The following is a 21,081-nucleotide window of genomic DNA, read 5'->3' on the forward strand; positions in this document are numbered from 1 at the left end:
CAGGCGCAGGCCCGGAATCCATCGGGCGGCAGAGGGGGAGGATGAATGGATTCCGGGCTCGCGACTTCGTCGCGCCCCGGAATGACGGAAACCTCACGCCCCCGGCAGATCTAGGATGCGCTTGGCGACGATGCCGAGCATGACCTCGGACGTGCCGCCCTCGATCGAGTTGGCCTTGGTGCGCAGCCAGGCGCGCGGGCGCGCGCCCTGCCTGGAGCGCTCGCTCTCCCATTCCAGCGCATCGACGCCGCCCGCCGACATCAGGATCTCGTGGCGGCGCTTGTTGAGCTCGGTGCCGTAATATTTCATCGCCGAGGAGAACGCCGGATGCGCCTGCCCGGCCTTAGCGAGATCGACCGCGCGCTCGGCGCAGGCCGCCAGCGCGGCTTCATCGACGTCGAAGGTCGCGATTCTACCGCGCAGCATGGCGTCGTCGAGCCTGCCCTGCCCATCGGTGCCGACGGAATCGGCCGCGATCTGGCCGAGCGGCCGGCCGACGCCGCGCTCGCCCATCCCCGAGATCATCGCGCGCTCGTGCTGGAGCAGATATTTCGCGACGTCCCAGCCGCGGTTGATGGTGCCGACGACATGCGACTTCGGCACGCGGACATTGTCGAAGAAGGTCTCGCAGAACGGCGAGTAGCCCGAGATCAGCAGGATCGGCTTGGTCGAGACGCCCTTGGAGGTCATGTCGAACAGGATGAAGCTGATGCCGTCATGCTTCTTCGCGGCCGGATCGGTGCGGACCAGGCAGAAGATCCAGTCGGCGTAATTGGCGTAGGACGTCCATATCTTCTGGCCATTGATGATGAAGTCGTCGCCATCGCTCTCGGCGCGGGTCTGGAGCGAAGCGAGGTCGGAACCGGCGTTCGGCTCCGAATAGCCCTGGCACCAACGGATCTCGCCCGCGGCGATCTTCGGCAGATGCTCCTTCTTCTGGGCCTCGTTGCCGTATTTCAAGAGCGCCGGCCCGAGCATCCAGATGCCGAAGCTCGACAGCGGCGGCCGCGCGCCGATCCGCGCCATCTCCGCACGCAGCACCTTGTGCTCGGCAGCGCTTAAGCCGCCGCCGCCATACTCCTTCGGCCAGTCGGGCACGGTCCAGCCCTTGTCGCGCATGCGCTCGAACCAGATGCGCTGCGGCTCGGACGAGAATTTCGCGTTGCGTCCGCCCCAGAACACGTCGGCATCGGACGTTGCGGGCTTGCGCATCTCCGGCGGGCAATTTGCCTCCAGCCAGGCGCGGGTCTCGTTGCGGAATGTTTCGAGATCGGCGAATTCAGAATCGCTGGTTTTGAGATCGGTCATTGGTCGTTTCCATCACCCAACATTCGAATTGTTGACAGCGAGTCTGGGCCAAGCCCCCGCGGAATTCAACCACTTATCGGTTATAGTCATTGCTGCGGCGAGCCTTGAAAACAAAGAGGAAACGACAATGCGCCTAAAACTTCTTTCGCCTGGCGAAATGAACGAGAGCCAGCGGCAGACCTATGACGAGTCGATCGCCGGCAAGCGCGGCAAGCCGCCGCCTCCGATGATGGCTTGGCTCAATAGTCCCGAGATGGCCCGGCACGCCACGCGGCTCGGCGAGGTCATGCGCTTCGACACGATCTTCCCGGCCAAGCTGTCGGAGATCGCGATCCTGGTGACGGCGCGGCACTGGACCGCGCATTACGAATGGTACGCGCACAAGCGCCTCGCGCTCGCCGGCGGCATGAAGGGCGAGATCATCGATGCGATCCGCGACCGCCGCACCCCCGATTTCGACGATCCCATGGGGAAGATGATCTACGATCTCGCGAAGTCGCTGCACGAGGGCCACGGCGTCGAGAAAGGTCTCTACGACGAAGCGGTCAAGCTGCTCGGCGAGCGCGGCGTCGTCGAGGTCATCGGACTGTGCGGCTACTACACGCTGGTGTCGATGACGCTGAACACGTTCGAGTTCGGCCTGCCCGAGGGCGAGGTGTCGGAGCTGGCTTAGTTTCCCATTCAGAAACGATGGGTTTCGAGTTTGGCCGTAGCACTGGCTCGAAGCGGGGCTTACGTGCATGTTTTCGAGGGAGCATTCACATGTCGCAAAGCCCCACCATTCCTGCCGGCACCAGGATCGGCCACGTCCATCTCAAGGTCGCCGATCTCGATCGTGCGCTCGGCTTCTATTGCGGCGTGCTCGGCTTCGAGCTGATGCAGCGGATGGGCTCGGGGGCGGCCTTCATCTCGGCCGGCGGCTATCACCACCACATCGGGCTCAACACCTGGGAGAGCAAGGGCGGCTCACCGCCGCCGCGTGATGCGACCGGGCTCTATCACACCGCGATCCTGTTTCCGACGCGCCCCGCGCTGGCGGATGCGCTGCATCGGGTGCTCACGGCCGGGATTGCGCTCGATGGCGCCAGCGACCATGGCGTCAGCGAGGCGCTTTACCTGCGTGATCCCGACCAGAACGGCGTGGAGCTGTATTGGGACAAGCCGCGGGAGCAATGGCCGTTCGGGCCTGACGGGAAGCTCGCGATGTTCACCAAGCGGCTGGATGTCGAAGCGCTGTTGCGGCAGCGGGAGGGGTGATGCCTAGAGGCGGGCCCGGCGCCACCAGCGCCGTTGCCCACCCTGCATGCGCTGCGTGATCAGCGCCCTGCGTCCATGTCCCCCGCCTCGCGCTGGCCGCTGAGCCAGAGCGCGAGCAGGGTCCAGAACGCGCCGGACAGCAGATACGCACCCGAGGCGATGACGCCAAGATTGGTGGCGAGCAGCAGTGCGACCAGCGGGGCGAAGCCGGCGCCGAACAGCCAGGCCATGTCGGAGGTCAGCGCCGACGCCGTATAGCGATAGGCCTGCCGGAAGTTCGAGGCGATAGCACCGGAGGATTGGCCGAAGGACAGGCCGAGCAGGATGAAGCCGATCACCATGTAGATGGTCTCGCCGAACGCGCCGGCGTCGAGCAGCTGCGGCGCGAAGCCGCTATAGACTGCGATCGCGATCGCCGATCCCATCAGCAGCGACTTGCGCCCGACGCGGTCGGCAATGATGCCGGAGGCCACGATCGCGGCGACGCCGAACACGGCGGCGACGATCTCGATGATCAAAAAGCGCACCGGGCTTTCGTGGGTGAACAGGAACACCCAGGACAGCGGGAACACCGTGACCATGTGAAACAGCGCGAAGCTCGCCAGCGGCGCAAAGGCCCCTAGCATGATGTTCTGGCCTTCGCGCGCGACCGTCTCTGAGATCCGCGCCGGCTGGAGTTCGCGGGTCTCGAATAGCGTAGCGTATTCTTCCGTCGTCACCATGCGCAGACGCGCGAACAGCGCGACGACATTGATGGCGAAGGCGACGAAGAACGGATAGCGCCAGCCCCAGTCGAAGAAATCATCGGCCGAGAGGAGGCCGGCGAAATAGGCGAACAGCGCGCTCGCCACGATCAGCCCGAGCGGCGCGCCGAGCTGCGGCACCATCGCATACCAGCCGCGCTGGGAGGCCGGCGCATTCAGCGCCAGCAGCGAAGCCATGCCGTCCCAGGCGCCGCCCCAGGCCAGACCCTGCGCGATGCGCGCCAGCGCCAGCAGCCAGATCGCGGCGACGCCGATCTCCTGATATCCGGGCAGGAACGCGAGCGCGACGGTGGCGGTGCCGAGCAGGAATAGCGCCGAGATCAACTTGGCCGTCTTGCCGTATTCCCGGTCGATCGTCATGAAAACGACGGTGCCGATCGGACGGGCCATGAAGGCCAGCGCGAAGACCATGAAGGAATAGAGGGTCCCGGTCAGCTCGCTCGCGAACGGAAAAACCAGACGCGGAAACACGATCACCGAGGCGATCGCGAAGACGAAGAAGTCGAAGAATTCCGAGGTACGGCCGATGATGACGCCGATGGCGATCTCGCCGGGACTGGCCTGGTCGTGGCCGTGCTCGCCCGTGTGGAGGTTTGCCATTGCGGGGGTCTGTGCCGTCGCCATTCGTGCGCCCTTAACGTCCTGAAAACCAAAGCCGACCGCCCGGCGGGGCCCAGGCAATCTGGCCCTATCTGGCCCAACCTCCCGCACTGCAACATTGGACAAATTGTCCAATGTCCCCATTGTTGCGCCGCAGCTACCCCTTGGCCCCGCAAAGGAAACTCAATCTCATAAGGCTCGGCCCGTGTCCCGTCTCAAGATCCTGGCGCTACTACCTCTGGCTGCCGCGCTCAGCGGCTGCGACTACGTCGTGCTGGCGCCAGCCGGCGATATCGCCGCGCAACAGCGTGACCTCGTCATCATCTCCACCGTCCTGATGCTGCTGATCGTCGTGCCCGTGATGGCGCTGACGGTGCTGTTCGCCTGGCGCTACCGCCAGTCCAACACCGAGGCCCGCTATGAGCCGGACTGGGATCACTCGACCAAGCTCGAGCTGGTGATCTGGTCGGCGCCACTTCTCATCATCATCTGCCTCGGCGCGCTAACCTGGATGGGCACGCATCTGCTCGACCCTTATCGCACCCTCGGCCGCATTCATGCCGAGCGCGCCGTGGACAAGTCCAAGGCCCCGCTCGAGGTCGACGTCGTCGCGCTCGACTGGAAGTGGCTCTTCATCTACCCGGACTACGGCATCGCCACCGTCAATGAGCTCGCAGCTCCGGTCGATCGCCCGATCACCTTCCGCATCACCGCGTCCTCGGTGATGAACTCGTTCTACATCCCCGCGCTCGCCGGCCAGATCTATGCGATGCCGGGCATGGAGACCAAGCTCCACGCCGTCGTCAACCACGCCGGCACCTACAAGGGTTTTTCGGCGAACTATAGCGGCGCCGGCTTCTCGGGCATGCACTTCAATTTCAAGGGACTCGACGACAACGGCTTTGACGCCTGGATCGCCAGCGCCAAGTCGGCCGGCGGCTCGCTCGGCCGGGCCGAATATCTTCAGCTGGAGAAGCCCAGCCAGAACGAGCCGGTGCGGCGCTGGGGCGCCGTCGATGCCGATCTCTACCGCCTGATCCTCAACATGTGCGTCGAGACCGGCAAGATGTGCCAGAGCGAGATGATGGCGATCGACGCCAAGGGCGGCAACGGCCATCAGGGCCTGAACAACACCCTGCCGCTCGCCTACGACAAGTATGCCCGCCGCGGCACGGTGCTCGGACCCGAGCCGACCTTCGTCGCCGGCACCTGCACGCCGGATGCGCCGCAGGGGCAGACCACCGCCTCGATCAAGGCTCCGACCGATTTCGCGCCGCTCCTGGGTGCCGGCCTGAAGCGGCCGTCGTTCACGCCGCTGAAGTCCTCGTCCTTCTTCCTCGGACAGCGTCCCAAGTCCGATTCCTGAAGTCAGATTCCTAAAGAGAACGCGCATGTCTCCTGATCTTCTCAAGCTCATTTTCGGCCGGCTCGGCCTCGAATCGCTGCCGCTGCACGAGCCGATCGTCGTCGGCACCTTCGTCGTGGTCGCGCTCGGCGGCGCCGCGCTGCTCGGCGCCCTCACCTATTTCCGTCTCTGGGGCTATCTCTGGCGCGAATGGTTCACCACCGTGGACCACAAGCGCATCGGCATCATGTACATGATCCTCGGCATCGTGATGCTGCTGCGCGGCTTTGCCGATGCGCTGATGATGCGCGGCCAGCAGATGCTCGCCTTCAATGGCTCCGAAGGCTATCTCAACGCCCATCACTACGACCAGGTCTTCACCGCCCACGGCGTGATCATGATCTTCTTCGTGGCGATGCCGCTGGTCACCGGCCTGATGAACTACGTCGTGCCGCTGCAGATCGGCGCGCGCGACGTCTCGTTCCCCTTCCTGAACAATTTCAGCTTCTGGATGACGGTCGGCGGCGCGGTGCTGGTGATGGCCTCGCTGTTCATCGGCGAATTCGCCCGCACCGGCTGGCTGGCTTATCCGCCGCTGTCGAACATCGGCTACAGTCCCGACGTCGGCGTCGACTATTACATCTGGGCGCTGCAGGTCGCCGGCGTCGGCACGACGCTATCCGGCATCAACCTGATCTGCACCATCGTCAAGCTGCGCTGCCCCGGCATGACCATAATGAAGATGCCGGTGTTCACCTGGACCTCGCTCTGCACCAACGTGCTGATCGTCGCCTCCTTCCCGGTCCTGACCGTGGTGCTCGCGCTGCTGTCGCTCGACCGCTACGTCGGCACCAACTTCTTCACCAACGATTTCGGCGGCAGCCCGATGATGTACGTGAACCTGATCTGGATCTGGGGCCACCCCGAAGTCTACATCCTGGTTCTCCCGGCCTTCGGCATCTTCTCCGAGGTCACCTCGACCTTCTCGGGCAAGCGGCTGTTCGGCTACACCTCGATGGTCTACGCCACGGTGGTCATCACCATCCTGTCCTACCTCGTGTGGCTGCACCACTTCTTCACGATGGGCTCGGGTGCCAGCGTCAACTCGTTCTTCGGCATCACCACGATGATCATCTCGATCCCGACGGGCGCGAAGATGTTCAACTGGCTGTTCACGATGTATCGCGGCCGCATCCGCTACGAGCTGCCGATGATGTGGACCATCGCCTTCATGCTGACCTTCGTGATCGGCGGCATGACCGGCGTTCTGCTCGCGGTGCCGCCGGCCGACTTCGTGCTGCACAACAGCCTGTTCCTGATCGCGCACTTCCACAACGTGATCATCGGCGGCGTGGTGTTCGGCGCGTTCGCCGGCATCAACTACTGGTTCCCGAAGGCGTTCGGCTTCAAGCTCGATCCGTTCTGGGGCAAGATGTCGTTCTGGTTCTGGGTCACGGGCTTCTACCTGGCCTTCATGCCGCTCTACGTGCTCGGCCTGATGGGCGTGACCCGCCGCCTGCGCGTGTTCGACGATCCGTCCCTGCAGATCTGGTTCGTCATCGCCGCGATCGGTGCCGTGTTCGTCTTCATCGGCATCCTCGCGATGCTGATGCAGTTCGCGGTCAGCCTGCTCAAGCGCGAGCAGCTAAAGGACGTCACCGGCGATCCCTGGGACGCGCGCACGCTGGAATGGGCGACGTCCTCGCCGCCGCCGGACTACAACTTCGCCTTCACCCCGGTCGTTCACGACAATGACGCGTGGTGGGACATGAAGCGGCGCGGCTATCAGCGTCCGCTCACCGGGTTCAAGCCGATCCACATGCCCAGCAGCACCGGCACCGGCATCATCCTCGCCGGCTTCGCCACCGCGATGGGCTTTGCTCTCGTCTGGTACATGTGGTGGCTCGCCGCCCTGAGCTTCATCGCGATGCTCGCCGTCGGGATCGGCCACACCTTCAACTATCACCGCGACTTCGACATTCCGGCTGACGACGTCATCCGGACCGAGGACGCGCGCACCAAGCTGCTCGCCGGAGCCAAGTAAATGACTGCCGCTGTTCATCCCTCGCAGACCGGCGAACCGGTCTTCTACCTCGCTGACGAGCATCCGCATCCGGAAGGCTGGAGCACCTCGCTCGGCTTCTGGATCTATCTGATGAGCGACTGTCTCATCTTTGCGATCCTGTTCGCCACCTACGGCGTGCTCGGCGGCAACTATGCCGCCGGCCCCGCGCCGAAGGACCTGTTCGACCTCACCCTGGTCGCGGTGAACACCTCGATGCTGCTGCTGTCGTCGATCACCTACGGCTTTGCGATGCTGACGATGCAGCAGAACAAGGTCGCGCAGACGCAGGTTTGGCTCGCGATCACCGGCCTGTTCGGCCTCGCCTTCATCGGCATCGAGCTCTTCGAGTTCGCCCACATGATCCACGAGGGCGCCACGCCGCAGCGCAGCGCCTTCCTCTCCGCCTTCTTCACCCTGGTCGGCACCCACGGCCTGCACGTCACCTGCGGCCTGATCTGGCTGGTGACGCTGATGGTGCAGGTCGGAAAGTTCGGCCTGATCGAGGCCAACCGCCGCCGCCTGATGTGTCTGTCGATGTTCTGGCACTTCCTCGACGTGGTCTGGATCGGCGTCTTCACCTTCGTCTATCTCCTGGGAGTTCTGCGATGAGCACTGATACCCACGCAGCTGGCGCGCACGACCATCACCACGAGGGCGGCCACGCCCACAGCACGTTCTCGGGCTACATGCTCGGCTTCGTGCTCTCGGTCGTGCTCACCGCGATCCCGTTCTGGCTGGTGATGAGCGGCGCGCTGCCGAGCAAGCAGATCACCGCGCTGGTGATCATGGCCTTCGCAATCGTGCAGATCGTCGTGCACATGGTCTACTTCCTGCACATGAACACGACGTCCGAGAACGGCTGGACCATGATGGCGCTGATCTTCACCATCGTGATGGTGGTGATCGCGCTGTCGGGTTCGCTGTGGGTGATGAGCCACCTCAACAGCAACATGATGCCGATGCACCAGATGAGCGGCATGAAGTGAGCGAAACCGGGACCGTGACGGGTGAGGACGGAGATGCGCGCAGCAAGGCTGCGCGGTCGCCGTCCTTGTGGCTCACGGTCCTCTCGCTCATTGCTTTCGTGCTTCTGATCGCGCTTGGCGTCTGGCAGATCGAGCGCCGCGCCTGGAAGCTGGCGCTGATCGACCGGGTCGAGCAGCGCGTCCACGCGCCGGCTCAGCCGATCCCCTCGCCCGCTTCGTGGTCCACCGTCAGCGCCGCAAGCGACGAATACAGGCACGTCAGCCTCAGCGGGCGCTTCCTGCATGAGAGCGAGACGCTGGTTCAGGCCGTCACCGAGGAAGGCCCCGGCTATTGGGTGCTAACGCCGCTTGCGCGCGACGACGGCATGCTGGTCCTGATCAATCGCGGCTTCGTGCCGTCCGAGCGCCGCGACGCATCGACGCGCCGGGACGGCAATCCGCAAGGTCGAGTCGAGATCACCGGCCTCCTGCGCATCACCGAGCCGAAGGGCGGCTTCTTGCGGACCAACGTGCCCCAGCACAACCGCTGGTACTCGCGGGACGTCGCCGCCATTGCGGCGGCGCGCGGTCTTCGCGAGGTCGCGCCCTTCTTCGTGGACGCCGACGCCGGATCACAAATCGCCGGCGGCCCAATCGGCGGATTGACCGTGATCCGCTTTCCCAATAACCACCTGATCTACGCGCTGACGTGGTTTGCCCTGGTTTTCATGCTGGCCGGCAGACTTTTCGTCATATTCGGCGGCGGGCTGTTCCGTCGCAAGCGCTTCGTCCACGACAAGGCCGGCGGCTCGGATGCCGACGCCCGCAGGACGGGATCAGATGCTGGAACGATCGTCGAGCCGACCTGACGACGGGAAAACGCTTTCCCAGACGCTTGGGCGTGACGGGCAAGCCGTCACGCTGCAATCGCAGGCCGACGCGCGCAGCGAGCTGATCGGCACCATGCCGACCGAGGACGAGACCAACCGCAAGAACATGGCGCTGCTGATCCAGCTGCGCTGGACCGCGGTGGTCGGCCAGATCGTGACCATCGGTGCCGTGCATTTCGGCCTCGGCATCCCCCTGCCGCTGGAGCGGATGGGCGCGGTGATCGGCGCGCTGGTGCTGCTCAACGTCTCCAGCCTGGTCTGGGTGCGCCATCGCGCTGCGATCACCAACAACGAGCTGTTGGTCGCCTTGATACTGGACGTCGCCGCGCTGACCGCGCAGCTCTATCTCTCCGGCGGCGCCACCAATCCCTTCACCTCGCTGTTCCTGCTCCAGGTGACGCTCGGTGCGGTGCTGCTCGATGCCCGATCGACCTGGTCGCTGGTGGCGCTGACCTGCGCCAGCTTCGTCTGGCTGACATTGGCCTACCGGCCGCTCGATCTGCCGCCCAATCCGTTGAGCGAGACCTATACGCTCACCGTAACAGGCATGCTCCTGGGCTTCGTGCTCAACGCCGTGCTGCTCGTCGTGTTCGTCACCCGCATCAACAGGAATTTGCGCGAGCGCGACGCGCATCTGGCGGCGCTGCGCCAGCATGCCGCCGAACAGGACCATATCGTGCGCATGGGCCTGCTCGCCTCCGGTGCGGCGCATGAGCTCGGCACGCCGCTCGCCTCGCTCTCGGTAATCCTCAGCGACTGGCGCCGCATGCCCGATCTTGCCGCCGATCAGGAGCTTGCCGAGGACCTCGCGGAGATGGAAACCTCGTTGCAGCGCTGCAAGTCGATCGTGACAGGCATCCTGGTGTCGGCGGGCGAAGCGCGCGGTGAAGGCTCCTCACCGACGACGGTGACGGCCTTCGTCACCGCGCTGGTCGACGAATGGCGCAATGCGCGCTCCGCCCGCACGCTCTACTTCGTCAACACCTTCGGCGAGGACGTCGCAATCGTCTCCGACGTCGCGCTGAAGCAGGTGATCTTCAACGTGCTCGACAACGCCTATGAGGTCTCGCGCGAGTGGGTCGAGCTCGTCGCCGAGCGCGAGGGCGACAATCTCGTGCTGTCGATCTCCGACCGCGGCCCGGGCTTTGCGCCGGAGATGCTGGCGCAGCTGGGCAAGCCCTACCAGTCGAGCAAGGGTCGCGCCGGCGGCGGGCTCGGCCTGTTCCTGGTGGTGAACGTCGTGCGCAAATTGGGAGGCACCGTGAGCGCCAAGAACCACAGGAAGCGCGGCGCCACGGTGCGCCTCACGCTGCCGCTCGCAACATTGGCGATCGGAGGGAATTTTGACGCCTGACCGTTCGCTGATCGTCGTCGAGGACGATGCGGGTTTTGCCCGCACGCTGAAGCGCTCGTTCGAGCGCCGCGGCTACGAGGTGGTACTCGCCGCCTCGATCGAGGAGGTGCGCCAGGTGCTGGAGGAACGCTCTTTCGGTTATGCCGTGGTCGACCTCAAGCTCGGCGGCGCCTCGGGCCTTGCCTGCGTCGAGCTCCTGCACACGCATGACCCGGACATGCTGATCGTGGTGCTGACCGGCTTTGCCAGCATCTCCACCGCGGTCGAGGCGATCAAGTTGGGGGCCTGTCACTATCTGGCAAAGCCGTCGAACACCGACGACATCGAGGCCGCCTTCCACAAGGCCGAAGGCAACGCCGAGGTCGCGCTCGATTCGCGGCCGACCTCGATCAAGACGTTGGAATGGGAACGCATCCACCAGACCTTGATCGAGACCGACTTCAACATCTCGGAAGCGGCCCGCCGGCTGGGCATGCACCGGCGGACGCTGGCGAGGAAGCTCGAGAAGCGCCCGGTGAAGTAGGAGCGCTATCGCCATTTGAGAGCATTCCCTGCGGCCCATCCTTCGAGACGCCCGCTTTAAGCGGGCTCCTCAGGATGAGGGAGGAGTGCGCGGCAGCAGTTTTCAACGAGCACTGATGCTGATGAGCCTCATCCTGAGGAGGCGCGTCAACGCCGTCTCGAAGGACGAGGCGTGCGCACCGGCCGCTATTTGCCGAACTGCGCGATCAATTCGGCTAGCGCGACGTGGCCTGTGCACGATCCCGTTCCCGGATCAGACCCGCCGTCCTCCAGAGCGGTGGCGTAGAGGACCGCGGGATCGGCTTCGAGGCGCGCGCGCAGCGCCGCCAGCTTCGGCCAGCGGCTCCTCTCCGCGACCGCGTGGAAGTCGAGCCAGCGTGCGACACCGACAAGCACGGCGTCGGCGAGGGTCGGCCGGTCCCCGAGCAGAAATTGCTGCGTTTCGATCATTTCTTCGAGCTTGTCATGACGCTCGATGACCCTTGCTGTGCCGAAGGCGCGCAGGACCGACTTCGCGGCAGGCTCCATGGCTTCGGCTTCCAATGCGGCCCACAGCGGCGCGAACGCGGCGGTGAAACCGGTATTCACGAACGCCATGAGCTGATGCATGCGATCGGCTTGCCGCGACAGCGGATCGAAGCTGATGCGCCGTTCGACATCCCTGGCCTCTAGCCAGGCCGCGATCGCCATCGTTTCCGTCAGCACCTCGCCCTGCTCGGTGATGAAGACCGGCGTCTCGTGTCGCGGATTGATACGGGCGTATGACGGGTTTCGCATCTCGCCCAACATATCGACCCGACACAGCCGATATGGCTTGCCCAGCCATTCGAGAGCCGCAACGAGCCCCATGGAGCTTCCCTTCGGGAAGCCGTAGAGTAGAATTGGGTCCATGATCCATTCTCCGTGATTTCTGATGATCACGCTGCGCAGCGGTGATGCGACCCTAGCCGCTCGCCGCATCAAGTAAATTACGAACTTTTTTGTAACCTGGAGGCGCCGATGAAGGATCTCGTGTCGAGATGTCCCATCGAGGAAGTGATGCAGATTCTGAGCGGTCGCTGGCCGACTCTGCTGATCTATTATTTGAAGCAGGGCACCAAGCGCTTCAGCGACTTGCGCCGCGATAATCCGACCATCTCACACAGGATGCTCGCGCTCGAGCTTCGCAAGCTGGAGGACGCCGGCATCGTCAGCCGCACCGAATTCGGCGGATATCCGCTGCGCGTGGAGTACGATCTGACCTCCGCCGGTCACGCGCTCGTGCCCTTGATCGATGCTTTGGGGGACTGGTGGACGTCGGTTGCGGCGGCGGCTGACGGAGAAGGCCGCCGGAACGAAATCAGCGTCTCGGCAAGGGCGCAGCGAACCAGCGGCTGAAGGCCCAAGCGAGGAGACTGCCGTGACAATGCTCGTCGAGCGCTTCAACCTGCCGGCTGCGCATTCGCCCGCGCCGAGCGAACGCGATGCCGAAACAGTTCAGTTCGCACAGGCCGCGCTGACGTCCGCCAAGCGGGAGGGCCTGCAACTCGCAGTGCGGGCGCGCTATGTCGCCCTCGTCGTCATTGGCTGCCTGATCATGGTGATCAACCCGGCCTGGGAGCAGCTCTACTACGTGGCGCTGCTCGGCTTGTTCGCGCTGATCGGCTGGGCCCAGGTCAGGGTTGGGCGGGTTGGCGTGTCGCGGCCGGAATTGGCACTCCTGTTTTGCGACTTGGCGCTGCTCACGTGCCTCATCGTGGTTCCCAATCCGTTCGGAGCCTCGCACTGGCCGGTCGCGATGCAGTACCATTTCGGCAACTTCATCTATTTCTTCGTCCTGCTCGCGGGCGCCACACTGGCCTATACTTGGCGGACCGTGATTGCGGTCGGCGTTTGGACGGCTGCGCTCTGGTTGATCGGCATCGCCTGGGTCTGGTGGCAACCCGATCGCGATCCTGCGCTGACGGCCCGCATCGCGGCCGCGACAGGCAACGATGAGCGCTTGTTTGCGATGATCTCGCCGAGCGAGATCGTGTTCCACGTTCGCATCCAGGAGATCGTCGTCTTCATGATCGTGGCCATGACCTTGGCGCTCGCGGTCCGCCGCAGCAACGACCTCCTGGTCCGGCATGCCGCGGTGGAGCGCGAGCGCGGCAACCTGGCGCGCTACTTCTCCCCCAATGTCGTGGCGGAATTGTCGAAACAGGACGAGCCGTTGAAGCAGGTGCGCACGCAACACGTCGCGGTGCTGTTCGTCGACATCGTCGGCTTCACGGCCTTTGCCGATGGACGATCGCCGCAGGAGGTTGTGCGGACGTTGCGGGAATTCCACGGATTGATGGAGCAGGAGGTTTTCCGCCATAGCGGCACGCTCGACAAATATCTCGGGGACGGATTGATGGCAACGTTCGGCACGCCCTTTGCCGGCGAGCACGACGCCAGCAACGCGCTGCGATGTGCCCAGGCGATGATCGCGGCGGCGGAGAGTTGGAACGATCAGCGGGCAGCGTCAGGCGAGCCAAAGCTGCATGTGAGCTTTGGCTTGCATTATGGGCCGGTGGTGCTCGGCGACCTCGGGCAGACCTGTCTGGAATTTGCCGTGATCGGCGCGACCGTCAACGTGGCAAGCCGTCTCGAGGCCTTGACCCGCACCTTGGGCTGCGCGCTGGTGGCAAGTGACGACCTCGTCAGCCAGGCGAAGGCCGAGCTGGGCGGTGCAGCCACAACGTTTCAGACATTGGAAGCGCGAGAGGCGCGGGCGGTCCGCGGCATTCAGCAGCCGATCGCGATCTGGACCCAGCCGCGCGGCGCGTAGAACCGAACTCCCGCGGCCTCAGGAAGCCAAACAAAAAGCCCGGCCAAACGGCCGGGCTTTTGATTGCTTGCGTTCGGTGCCGGCTTACGCGGCCTCGTCGGCGACGGTGCTGTCGTCGCCATCGGTATCGTCGGTATCGCCCTCGGCATCCGTGTCAGCTTCGCCCTCGGCAGCTTCCGCCTTGGCATTGCGGCGCGGGCTCTTGGCGAGCTGCGCCTCGATCTCCTTGACCGCTTCGGTCTCGGTCGAGTGCTGCACCACCGCGATCTCGCGGGACAGGCGGTCGAGCGCCGCTTCATAGAGCTGGCGTTCCGAGTAGGACTGCTCGGGCTGCGATTCCGAGCGATAGAGGTCGCGCACGACTTCCGCGATCGCGACGATATCGCCCGAATTGATCTTCGCTTCGTATTCCTGGGCGCGGCGCGACCACATGGTGCGCTTGACGCGGGCGCGGCCCTTGAGCGTTTCCAGCGCCTTCTTGACCAGCGCCGGATCGGACAGCTTGCGCATGCCGACATTGGCGACCTTGGCGGTCGGCACGCGCAGCGTCATCTTGTCCTTGATGAAGTTGATGACGAACAGCTCGAGCTTCGCACCGGCGATCTCCTGCTCCTCGATGGCCAGGATCTGGCCGACGCCGTGAGCGGGATAGACCACGAACTCGTTGGCCTTGAAGCCCTGACGCTGGGTCACGACCTTCTTTTCCTCGACCTTCGGCGCAGCCGCGGGCTTGGCAGCCGGCTTGGCGGCGACGGGAGCCTTGGCGGGCGCAACGGCAACAGGGGCCTTCGTCGCGGCGGGCTTGGCAGCGGGGGCCTTGGCAGTCACAGGCTTGACATTCAAAGGCTTGGCGGCAGCAGGCTTGGCAGCGGTCGCTTTCGCGGCCGATTTGGCAGTCTTGTTAGGCATTGCGCTTCTTTTGTTCTTCGAGGACTTTGCAGCCGGCGCCTTCGTCGCGGTCCGACCCTTGGATGCGCTACGGCTGGCCGCGGCGACTTTTTTGGCCTCCTTATGGGAAGCCCTCGCTGAAGTACTCTTTTTACGCGTTTTCTGTGACACAGCCTGCGCGCGGAAACTGCCACGCCCCTGTTCGACATTTGGTTTCACGGGAACCCAGAGGGGCCAACGGGGCTGACGGGGTTCGGCTTAATGTGCCCAATATAGCACATTTCCCGCAAAAATCAATGATTTAGGGGTCTTGAGGGCTGGTTTTCGGCGGCAGCGCCGCTATTAGGGTTAAGTTTGGGCGCGAATTAGTCCCCAGAGCCGGGGTTCGGAGAAAAATATTTCTCGAACTTGCCTTCCATACCGTCGAATTCCTTGGCGTCGGCAGGTGATTCTTTCTTCTGGGTGATGTTCGGCCAGCTCTTGGCGTAGTCGGCGTTGACCTGGAGCCACTTTTCGAGGCCCGGTTCCGTGTCCGGCTTGATGGCGTCGGCGGGGCATTCCGGCTCGCACACGCCGCAATCGATGCACTCGTCGGGATGGATGACGAGCATGTTGTCGCCCTCGTAGAAGCAATCGACCGGGCAGACCTCGACGCAGTCGGTGTACTTGCACTTGATGCAGTTTTCAGTGACGACGTAAGTCATCCAACGCTCCGAAAAGCTCTTTTAGAAGTCGCGGCTTGCCTAGCGCGGATGGCCGGGCGCCGCAAGGTCGGGAAGGCCCGATCATGACGGCTTTGTGTGTTTGATCGATCAAGAAATGAATGCAAAGCGCAATTAATTGCGCGTGCCGAGCTCCTCATAGAGCATGCGAGCCGAGGCGGCATCGCCACGGCGCTCGTTGAAGGCGGTGACCTTCAGCACGCGCACGGTGCGATCGAGCGCGATGGTGAGGACGTCGCCAAGCTTGATCGCATGGCCCGGCGATGTCTCGCGCACGCCGTTGACGCGGACATGACCGGTGACGACGAGCTCGGCCGCCGAGGTGCGCGCCTTCACCACCCGCGCGTGCCACAGCCATTTGTCGATGCGCTGCCGCTCGGTCGTCGTCGTGGGATTACTCCTTCCGCCCCAGCTGCTCCTTCAACGCGGCGAGCTTGGCAAAGGGCGAGTTCGGATCGATCGGACGATCGCGCTCGCGCGGGTTCGCGCTCGAGGCGTAGGGACGCAGTGACGGACCGGACTCGCGATCACGGCGGTCACGGCCCTTGTCGCGGTCGCGGCCACGATTGTCGCGGCCCTTGTCACGATCGCCGCCGAACTTCTTGTTGTCGCGGTTGCGATCGCGATCCTTGTCGCGGTCTCCCTTGCCCTGGAAGCTGCGATTGCGGTCGTCGCGACGCTCACCGCCCTCGCCGCCTTCACGCGGCTTGCGGAAGTCGCGGCCGCCATCGCGGCGATGGCCGCCGCCGTGACGATGGCCCGGCTTCGCGCCGTCGGCGGCTTCGCCGGGCGCGGCGCTCGCAGCATCGGGTGCAGCGCCAGCCTCAGCGCCGGGCCGCGGACGCTGGTTGTTGTGGCGCTGATGGCGATGGCGCTCGTGGCGCGGCTTGCGATCTTCGTGACGACCGGCAGGGCGCCAGACCTCGACCAGCTCAGGCTCGGCCGGTGCGACTGTTGCCTCAGGCGCGGCAGCATCGGGGGATGCAGCAGCTTCCGTCGCGGCGGTCTCGGCGGCAGCCGCTTCGAGGCCGGCAGCCTCGGCGGGCGTCGCAGCCTCTTCTGCGGGCGGCGCGATTCCGGGGGCGTCCTCGGGCGTGACGGGCGCTTCCGGAGACGCTTCCAGCGCCGGCTCCTCGTGAGCCTCCGCAGGAGCGGGCTCGTCGTGCGGCTCCATGCCGGGCGCGTCTTCGACGGTGACGGATTCGGCCGTAGCCTCAGCGGCCGGAGCCTCAGCCGGCAGGCCGGCAACGGCTTCCGCTGCAGCCTCGGTCGAGGTCTCCGCGCTGCCTTCAGCGGGCGGCGTCTCGGCCGCGACGGTCTCAGTGACGATCTGCTCGGTCACGACCTGCTCGGCGACCACAGGCTTTTGCGGCAGCGGCGGGCGCTTCTCCATGCGATAGCCGAGCGCGCGCAGCACGGAGGCGAAATCCTCGCCGGCAGATCCGGTCAGCGAGGTCATCGCCTGCGTGACCACGAAGCTGCGGCCATCGAACGCGCCGGCGGGCTTTTCGCCCGGCGAATTCTCGCGCCAGGCCAGCGCCGGGCGGATCAGGTCGGCGAGGCGCTCCAGGATGTCGACGCGCACGGCGCGCTCGCCGGCCTGCTTGTAGCCGAGCACGCGATAGGCATCGCGCGGCAGCGCCTTGTCGACCGGGAACGAGGTACGCCCCGAGGAGGCCAGATGCTGCGCGCCCGAGAGCGCGGAGAGATCGACATTGTCCTGCTTCAGCGCCCAGAGCAGCGCGGCAAGCGCACGCGCGGCGGGCTTGAGCAGGCCGGGGAAATAGATGTGATAGGCGCCGAAGCGGACGCCGTATTTGCGCAACACGGCGCGCGAGGGCTGGTCGAGATCCTTCAGCTCGCTGGCGATCTTCGGCCGCTCAAGCACGCCGAGCGCCTCGACCAGCTGATAGGCGATGCCGCGGGCAATGCCGGTGACGTCCTCGGCCTTCGACAGCTCGAACATCGGCCCGAGCAGCTTTTCGATGTGCGTCTTGAGCCAGAGCTCGAGCCGCGCCTGCACCTTGTCGCGGGGCGCGCCGGTCAGGCGCTCGTCCGAGATGATGCGGATGCGCGGATGCAGCGCCTCGTCCGCGGCGGCAAGGCGGGCCACGGCATCGCCGGTCCAGCGGATGATGCCTTCGGACGTCAGCACGAACTGATCGTCCGGCGCATTGCCCAGCTTTTCGGCGCGCGCATTGATCTCGCCGGCGAGGACCGCTTGCGCTGCAGCCTGCAAGGCCTTCGCATCGGAGCCGGCTTCCGCCGCATCCGGTGCAAAGGTGAAGCCATCGAGGCGGCCGATGACATGGCCTTCGACGATGACTTCGCCGGTCTTGCCGATTTCAGTATTCAAGCTCGTGTTCTCCCGCAGGCGGCGCATCAATACACTGGTCCGGCGATCAACGAAACGCTCAGTCAAGCGTTCATGGAGCGCATCCGATAATTTATTTTCGACCTCCCGCGCGATCCCCTGCCAGCGTTCCGGGTCTTTCAGCCAGTCCGGGCGGTTGGCGACGAAGGTCCAGGTGCGGATCTGGGCGATTCGGGCCGACAGCGTGTCGATGTCGCCGTCGATGCGGTCGGCCTGGGTGACCTGGGACTCGAACCAGGCATCGGGAATGCAGCCCTTGCGCATCAGGAAGCCGTACAGCGTCGTCACCAGCTCGGCATGGGCGGCCGGCGACAGCTTTCTGTAGTCCGGGACCTGGCAGGCTTCCCAGAGCCGCTCCACGGCGGCCTTGCCATGCGCGATATCGCGCACCTCGCCGTCGCGGGCGGCGTGATCGAGCACGCGCATGTCCTCCGCGATCGGCGCGCGCGTCAGCGTCTCGTGGCCGGGGGCGAGGTTCAGCGAGACCTGGAGCGCGCCGAGCGAGGAGAAATCGAGCTTGGAATTGCGCCATTGCAGCACCTTCACGGCATCGAAGGTGTGGTTCTGCAGCGCGTTGACGAGCTCGGGCTCGAACGGCGCGCAGCGGCCCGTGGTGCCGAAGGTGCCGTTGCGGGTGGCGCGGCCGGCGCGGCCCGCGATCTGCGCGAATTCGGACGGTGTCAGGCGGCGGAACTGATAGCCGTCGAACTTGCGGTCGGAGGCGAAGGCGACGTGGTCGACGTCGAGATTGAGGCCCATGCCGACGGCATCGGTGGCGACGAGATAATCGACGTCGCCGTTCTGGAACATCGCGACTTGCGCGTTTCGTGTGCGCGGCGACAGCGAGCCCAGCACCACGGCGGCGCCGCCGTGCTGGCGGCGGATCAGCTCGGCGATGGCGTAGACTTCATCGGCCGAGAACGCGACGATGGCGGTGCGGCGCGGCTGGCGCGTGATCTTGCGGTCGCCGGCGAATTCGAGCTGCGACAATCTGGGCCGCGTGATCATGGAGACACCAGGCAACAGGCGCTCGATGATCGGGCGCATGGTGGCGGCGCCCAACAACAGCGTCTCGTCGCGGCCGCGGCGGTTGAGGATGCGGTCGGTGAAGACGTGGCCGCGCTCGAGATCGGCGGCGATCTGGACCTCGTCGACGGCGAGGAAGGAGACGTCGATATCGCGCGGCATCGCCTCGACGGTCGAGACCCAATAGCGCGGGTTCTTCGGCTTGATCTTCTCCTCGCCGGTGACGAGCGCGACGCTGGCCTCGCCGGCTCTGGCGGCGATCTTGTTGTAGACCTCGCGCGCGAGCAGGCGCAGCGGCAGGCCGATCATGCCCGAGGGATGCGCCAGCATCCGCTCGATGGCGAGATGGGTCTTGCCGGTGTTGGTCGGACCGAGCACCGCAGTGACGCCCGCGCCGGGGGCGCGCTCGGAAGCGAAGGGGGAGGAGGAAAAAGCCATGTCTATCGGATTAGGTAATGGCGATTTGGGCGAATGTCAGTGCTGGATGGGGCGGTGAGGGGGCTGGCTCTTGGTTCCTCATCCTGAGGAGCGCGTCAGCGCGTCTCGAAGGATGAAGGCCCGGCTGGTGCTGCTGGGCGAGCCAAGCCCCTCGCCCTTCGAGACGGCCGCTTGCGCGGCCTCCTCAGGGTGAGGGGCACACCGCGGGCGTGAAAACGCCTTCCCCAAATCCCGCGCAACTGTCTCACTTTGCGACGCTTTTCCCGTTCGCTTTAAGCTTCGGAACGACTCTAGAACGAATCGCGGCCGAATCGCTGACTCCCCTGTGAGTCCCGTTCCGTTCACGCAACATGTCGCGGGACTCGTCTTGGTTGCGCACTAGATGGAGTTTTGCGGGGGCGCACAAGCGACCGGGGTGGTTAAAGCTGGGGATGGCGGCGAGTCGAATCAGAATCGGGGAGGAGTCAAATGGATTCCCTGCGGCGGGGGTTGGTCAAACGAAGAGTGCGAAAACAACCCCATGCACAGTAGCTAAGTGATTGAAATTGCTTAGCCTGCGCCGAACGCTCGTCATTCCGGGGCGCGACGCAGTCGCGAGCCCGGAATCCATCGTGAAACCATCCCTGAAGCCCGATGGATTCCGGGTTCGCGCCAAGGGGCGCGCCCCGGAATGACGGCGGAGAGAGCGGTGCGGCCTCCTCGCCTACTGCGTCTTGGCGACCCGTGGCGGCTGGGGGGCGGTGATGAAGCTGGTGGCTTCCAGCATGGCCGGGCCGAGCGGGGTCGGCACTTTCAGCCAGAACGGGACCAGGATGCGCGTGCCGGCGATGGGGGCGAACGCGATCTCCATGTTGCGCTGGGCGGCGAGGTATTTGATCACCGGGCGGTCGGGGATGTAGCCGGCGATCGGCACGAAATAGATCGCGCAGACCACGACCGGGCCCTTGTACCCCTTCTCCGCCTTCACGGTCTCCATGCGCTTGAAATCGAGCTTGAGCTCGTAGCGCATGCGGCCGTCGAACACGGGCGCGGAGCTGTGGCAGGCGTCCTGCGAGACGGGATCACCGGTGCCCGGGACGCGCAAGAGCGAAGCGGTCATGGGGTCCCAAACGCCGCGGCGATGCGCCTCAGTGACGACGATGCGATCGGGATCGACCGGCGGCTCCGGCAGGATGGCAAAATCCTTCACATTGCCCTTGTCGAGGGTGATGCGGATCTCTTCGGTCTTTTTCTGGGTGGTGGTGGAGGCCTGGTAGCCGGTCGCAACCAGCGCGCCACCAACGACGCGCCCCTGGCTGGCGCCGGTGCCGGACCCGCCCGTGAACGACTTCAAAAGCCCGGTGGTGCCGCCGGCGGCCGCCGCCGAGAACACGTCGTCCTGGATATCGATGTTCCAGGCGCCCTTGCCGACGGGAATGCCCGCCAGCGTCGCCTCATATTGCGCCTCGAGCTTACCTTGCGCCGCCGCGGGCGCTGCGCCGGACGCCAGGCCCAGCACCGCCGCCAGGCCACAAAGCGCCATCAGCCGGCCGGCCGGAAGCAGACAGGCTGAGCGCAGGACTTGCGCGAAATGAACCGTTGTCGGCACGAAACAATCCAATCAGAGCGCGATATGCTGTTACTTAAGCCAAAACCGGCGGCAAACAATGTGTCGGGGCGCGCAGCCCCGGGAACTCCACCGGACTCTTCGACGGCGAATACGCCCTTTATGTGATGGTAAGGCGCGACAATCATTGCCGTTTTGGTGATCGGGCGGTAACGGGGGGCGT

Annotated in this window: 19 protein-coding genes; 11 read left to right on the forward strand and 8 right to left on the reverse strand. The window is 65.0% G+C overall.

Translation table 11 applies throughout. The annotated features are described in order from the left end of the window. Positions 1-93: 93 nt before the first annotated feature. A complete protein-coding gene (locus tag I6F28_RS22930; protein ID WP_225128424.1) occupies positions 94-1,308 on the reverse strand; it encodes an acyl-CoA dehydrogenase family protein in 1,215 nt (404 codons plus the stop codon). A 127-nt stretch (positions 1,309-1,435) separates the two neighbouring features. On the opposite strand from I6F28_RS22930, the gene I6F28_RS22935 reads away from it, so the two are divergent. Then, positions 1,436-1,981, forward strand: a complete 546-nt coding sequence (locus tag I6F28_RS22935; RefSeq protein WP_036001930.1) for a carboxymuconolactone decarboxylase family protein — start codon at positions 1,436-1,438, stop codon at positions 1,979-1,981. An 89-nt stretch (positions 1,982-2,070) separates the two neighbouring features. After that, a complete protein-coding gene (locus I6F28_RS22940; RefSeq protein WP_225114901.1) occupies positions 2,071-2,565 on the forward strand; it encodes a VOC family protein in 495 nt (164 codons plus the stop codon). A gap of 59 nt (positions 2,566-2,624) precedes the next feature. On the opposite strand, the gene I6F28_RS22945 is transcribed toward I6F28_RS22940, so the two are convergent. Further along, positions 2,625-3,953, reverse strand: a complete 1,329-nt coding sequence (locus I6F28_RS22945; RefSeq protein WP_225128423.1) for an MFS transporter — start codon at positions 3,951-3,953, stop codon at positions 2,625-2,627. 181 nt (positions 3,954-4,134) lie between these two features. Between I6F28_RS22945 and cyoA the strand changes: the two genes are divergently transcribed. Genes cyoA through I6F28_RS22980 form a run of 7 tightly spaced genes read left to right on the forward strand, consistent with a single transcriptional unit; the run spans position 4,135 to position 11,071 of the window. Further along, positions 4,135-5,295: a ubiquinol oxidase subunit II gene (gene cyoA, locus I6F28_RS22950; protein WP_109142143.1), complete on the forward strand. Its 1,161-nt coding sequence runs from the start codon at positions 4,135-4,137 to the stop codon at positions 5,293-5,295. A 25-nt stretch (positions 5,296-5,320) separates the two neighbouring features. Beyond that, complete coding sequence (gene cyoB, locus I6F28_RS22955) at positions 5,321-7,318, forward strand: cytochrome o ubiquinol oxidase subunit I (protein ID WP_225141193.1); 1,998 nt, start codon at positions 5,321-5,323, stop codon at positions 7,316-7,318. Beyond that, a complete protein-coding gene (gene cyoC, locus I6F28_RS22960) occupies positions 7,319-7,948 on the forward strand; it encodes a cytochrome o ubiquinol oxidase subunit III (RefSeq protein WP_225141195.1) in 630 nt (209 codons plus the stop codon). After that, positions 7,945-8,325, forward strand: coding sequence for a cytochrome o ubiquinol oxidase subunit IV (gene cyoD / locus I6F28_RS22965; RefSeq protein ID WP_036001948.1), 381 nt, complete (start codon positions 7,945-7,947; stop codon positions 8,323-8,325). Before cyoC ends, cyoD begins: the two co-directional genes overlap by 4 nt. Continuing rightward, positions 8,322-9,173: an SURF1 family protein gene (locus tag I6F28_RS22970; protein ID WP_225141197.1), complete on the forward strand. Its 852-nt coding sequence runs from the start codon at positions 8,322-8,324 to the stop codon at positions 9,171-9,173. The genes cyoD and I6F28_RS22970 overlap by 4 nt, the downstream gene beginning before the upstream one ends. Then, positions 9,145-10,548 carry an ATP-binding protein gene (locus tag I6F28_RS22975; protein ID WP_225128415.1) on the forward strand — a complete coding sequence of 468 codons (1,404 nt, stop codon included), beginning with the start codon at positions 9,145-9,147 and terminating at the stop codon, positions 10,546-10,548. Before I6F28_RS22970 ends, I6F28_RS22975 begins: the two co-directional genes overlap by 29 nt. Continuing rightward, positions 10,538-11,071 (forward strand): response regulator transcription factor, encoded by a 534-nt coding sequence (locus I6F28_RS22980; protein ID WP_225128413.1) that lies wholly within the window; start codon positions 10,538-10,540, stop codon positions 11,069-11,071. The genes I6F28_RS22975 and I6F28_RS22980 overlap by 11 nt, the downstream gene beginning before the upstream one ends. A gap of 185 nt (positions 11,072-11,256) precedes the next feature. On the opposite strand, the gene I6F28_RS22985 is transcribed toward I6F28_RS22980, so the two are convergent. After that, a complete protein-coding gene (locus tag I6F28_RS22985) occupies positions 11,257-11,961 on the reverse strand; it encodes a glutathione S-transferase family protein (protein ID WP_225128411.1) in 705 nt (234 codons plus the stop codon). A gap of 108 nt (positions 11,962-12,069) precedes the next feature. Between I6F28_RS22985 and I6F28_RS22990 the strand changes: the two genes are divergently transcribed. Beyond that, positions 12,070-12,447 (forward strand): winged helix-turn-helix transcriptional regulator, encoded by a 378-nt coding sequence (locus I6F28_RS22990; RefSeq protein ID WP_057028499.1) that lies wholly within the window; start codon positions 12,070-12,072, stop codon positions 12,445-12,447. 28 nt (positions 12,448-12,475) lie between these two features. Further along, positions 12,476-13,864: an adenylate/guanylate cyclase domain-containing protein gene (locus I6F28_RS22995; RefSeq protein WP_225128588.1), complete on the forward strand. Its 1,389-nt coding sequence runs from the start codon at positions 12,476-12,478 to the stop codon at positions 13,862-13,864. An 84-nt stretch (positions 13,865-13,948) separates the two neighbouring features. Here I6F28_RS22995 and I6F28_RS23000 read toward each other — a convergent pair whose 3' ends face one another. From I6F28_RS23000 to I6F28_RS23020, 5 genes are all read right to left on the reverse strand, one after another. Then, the gene (locus I6F28_RS23000; protein WP_225141199.1) at positions 13,949-14,773 is read right to left on the reverse strand and encodes a CarD family transcriptional regulator; all 825 of its coding nucleotides are present in this window, start codon (positions 14,771-14,773) and stop codon (positions 13,949-13,951) included. 344 nt (positions 14,774-15,117) lie between these two features. After that, positions 15,118-15,456, reverse strand: a complete 339-nt coding sequence (fdxA, locus tag I6F28_RS23005; RefSeq protein WP_018643465.1) for a ferredoxin FdxA — start codon at positions 15,454-15,456, stop codon at positions 15,118-15,120. A gap of 132 nt (positions 15,457-15,588) precedes the next feature. Next, positions 15,589-15,840: an RNA-binding S4 domain-containing protein gene (locus I6F28_RS23010; RefSeq protein ID WP_081494484.1), complete on the reverse strand. Its 252-nt coding sequence runs from the start codon at positions 15,838-15,840 to the stop codon at positions 15,589-15,591. A 28-nt stretch (positions 15,841-15,868) separates the two neighbouring features. Beyond that, positions 15,869-19,312 (reverse strand): helicase-related protein, encoded by a 3,444-nt coding sequence (locus tag I6F28_RS23015; RefSeq protein WP_225141201.1) that lies wholly within the window; start codon positions 19,310-19,312, stop codon positions 15,869-15,871. A 703-nt stretch (positions 19,313-20,015) separates the two neighbouring features. Further along, a complete protein-coding gene (locus I6F28_RS23020) occupies positions 20,016-20,819 on the reverse strand; it encodes a DUF3108 domain-containing protein (RefSeq protein ID WP_420887893.1) in 804 nt (267 codons plus the stop codon). Positions 20,820-21,081 lie beyond the last annotated feature (262 nt).

This window comes from Bradyrhizobium sp. NBAIM14 (genome assembly GCF_020193895.1).
Taxonomy (GTDB): Bacteria; Pseudomonadota; Alphaproteobacteria; order Rhizobiales; family Xanthobacteraceae; genus Bradyrhizobium; species Bradyrhizobium yuanmingense.

Bases quoted from the DNA above. Each gene is read 5' to 3' on its own strand.
- I6F28_RS22995 (WP_225128588.1), top strand. From the start codon at position 12,476: ATGCTCGTCGAGCGCTTCAACCTGCCGGCTGCGCATTCGCCCGCGCCG.
- I6F28_RS22945 (WP_225128423.1), bottom strand. From the start codon at position 3,953: ATGGCGACGGCACAGACCCCCGCAATGGCAAACCTCCACACGGGCGAG.
- fdxA (WP_018643465.1), bottom strand. From the start codon at position 15,456: ATGACTTACGTCGTCACTGAAAACTGCATCAAGTGCAAGTACACCGAC.
- I6F28_RS22940 (WP_225114901.1), top strand. From the start codon at position 2,071: ATGTCGCAAAGCCCCACCATTCCTGCCGGCACCAGGATCGGCCACGTC.
- I6F28_RS22990 (WP_057028499.1), top strand. From the start codon at position 12,070: ATGAAGGATCTCGTGTCGAGATGTCCCATCGAGGAAGTGATGCAGATT.
- cyoC (WP_225141195.1), top strand. From the start codon at position 7,319: ATGACTGCCGCTGTTCATCCCTCGCAGACCGGCGAACCGGTCTTCTAC.
- I6F28_RS22930 (WP_225128424.1), bottom strand. From the start codon at position 1,308: ATGACCGATCTCAAAACCAGCGATTCTGAATTCGCCGATCTCGAAACA.
- cyoD (WP_036001948.1), top strand. From the start codon at position 7,945: ATGAGCACTGATACCCACGCAGCTGGCGCGCACGACCATCACCACGAG.
- I6F28_RS23015 (WP_225141201.1), bottom strand. From the start codon at position 19,312: ATGGCTTTTTCCTCCTCCCCCTTCGCTTCCGAGCGCGCCCCCGGCGCG.
- I6F28_RS23000 (WP_225141199.1), bottom strand. From the start codon at position 14,773: ATGCCTAACAAGACTGCCAAATCGGCCGCGAAAGCGACCGCTGCCAAG.
- I6F28_RS22985 (WP_225128411.1), bottom strand. From the start codon at position 11,961: ATGGACCCAATTCTACTCTACGGCTTCCCGAAGGGAAGCTCCATGGGG.
- I6F28_RS22975 (WP_225128415.1), top strand. From the start codon at position 9,145: ATGCTGGAACGATCGTCGAGCCGACCTGACGACGGGAAAACGCTTTCC.
- I6F28_RS22935 (WP_036001930.1), top strand. From the start codon at position 1,436: ATGCGCCTAAAACTTCTTTCGCCTGGCGAAATGAACGAGAGCCAGCGG.
- cyoB (WP_225141193.1), top strand. From the start codon at position 5,321: ATGTCTCCTGATCTTCTCAAGCTCATTTTCGGCCGGCTCGGCCTCGAA.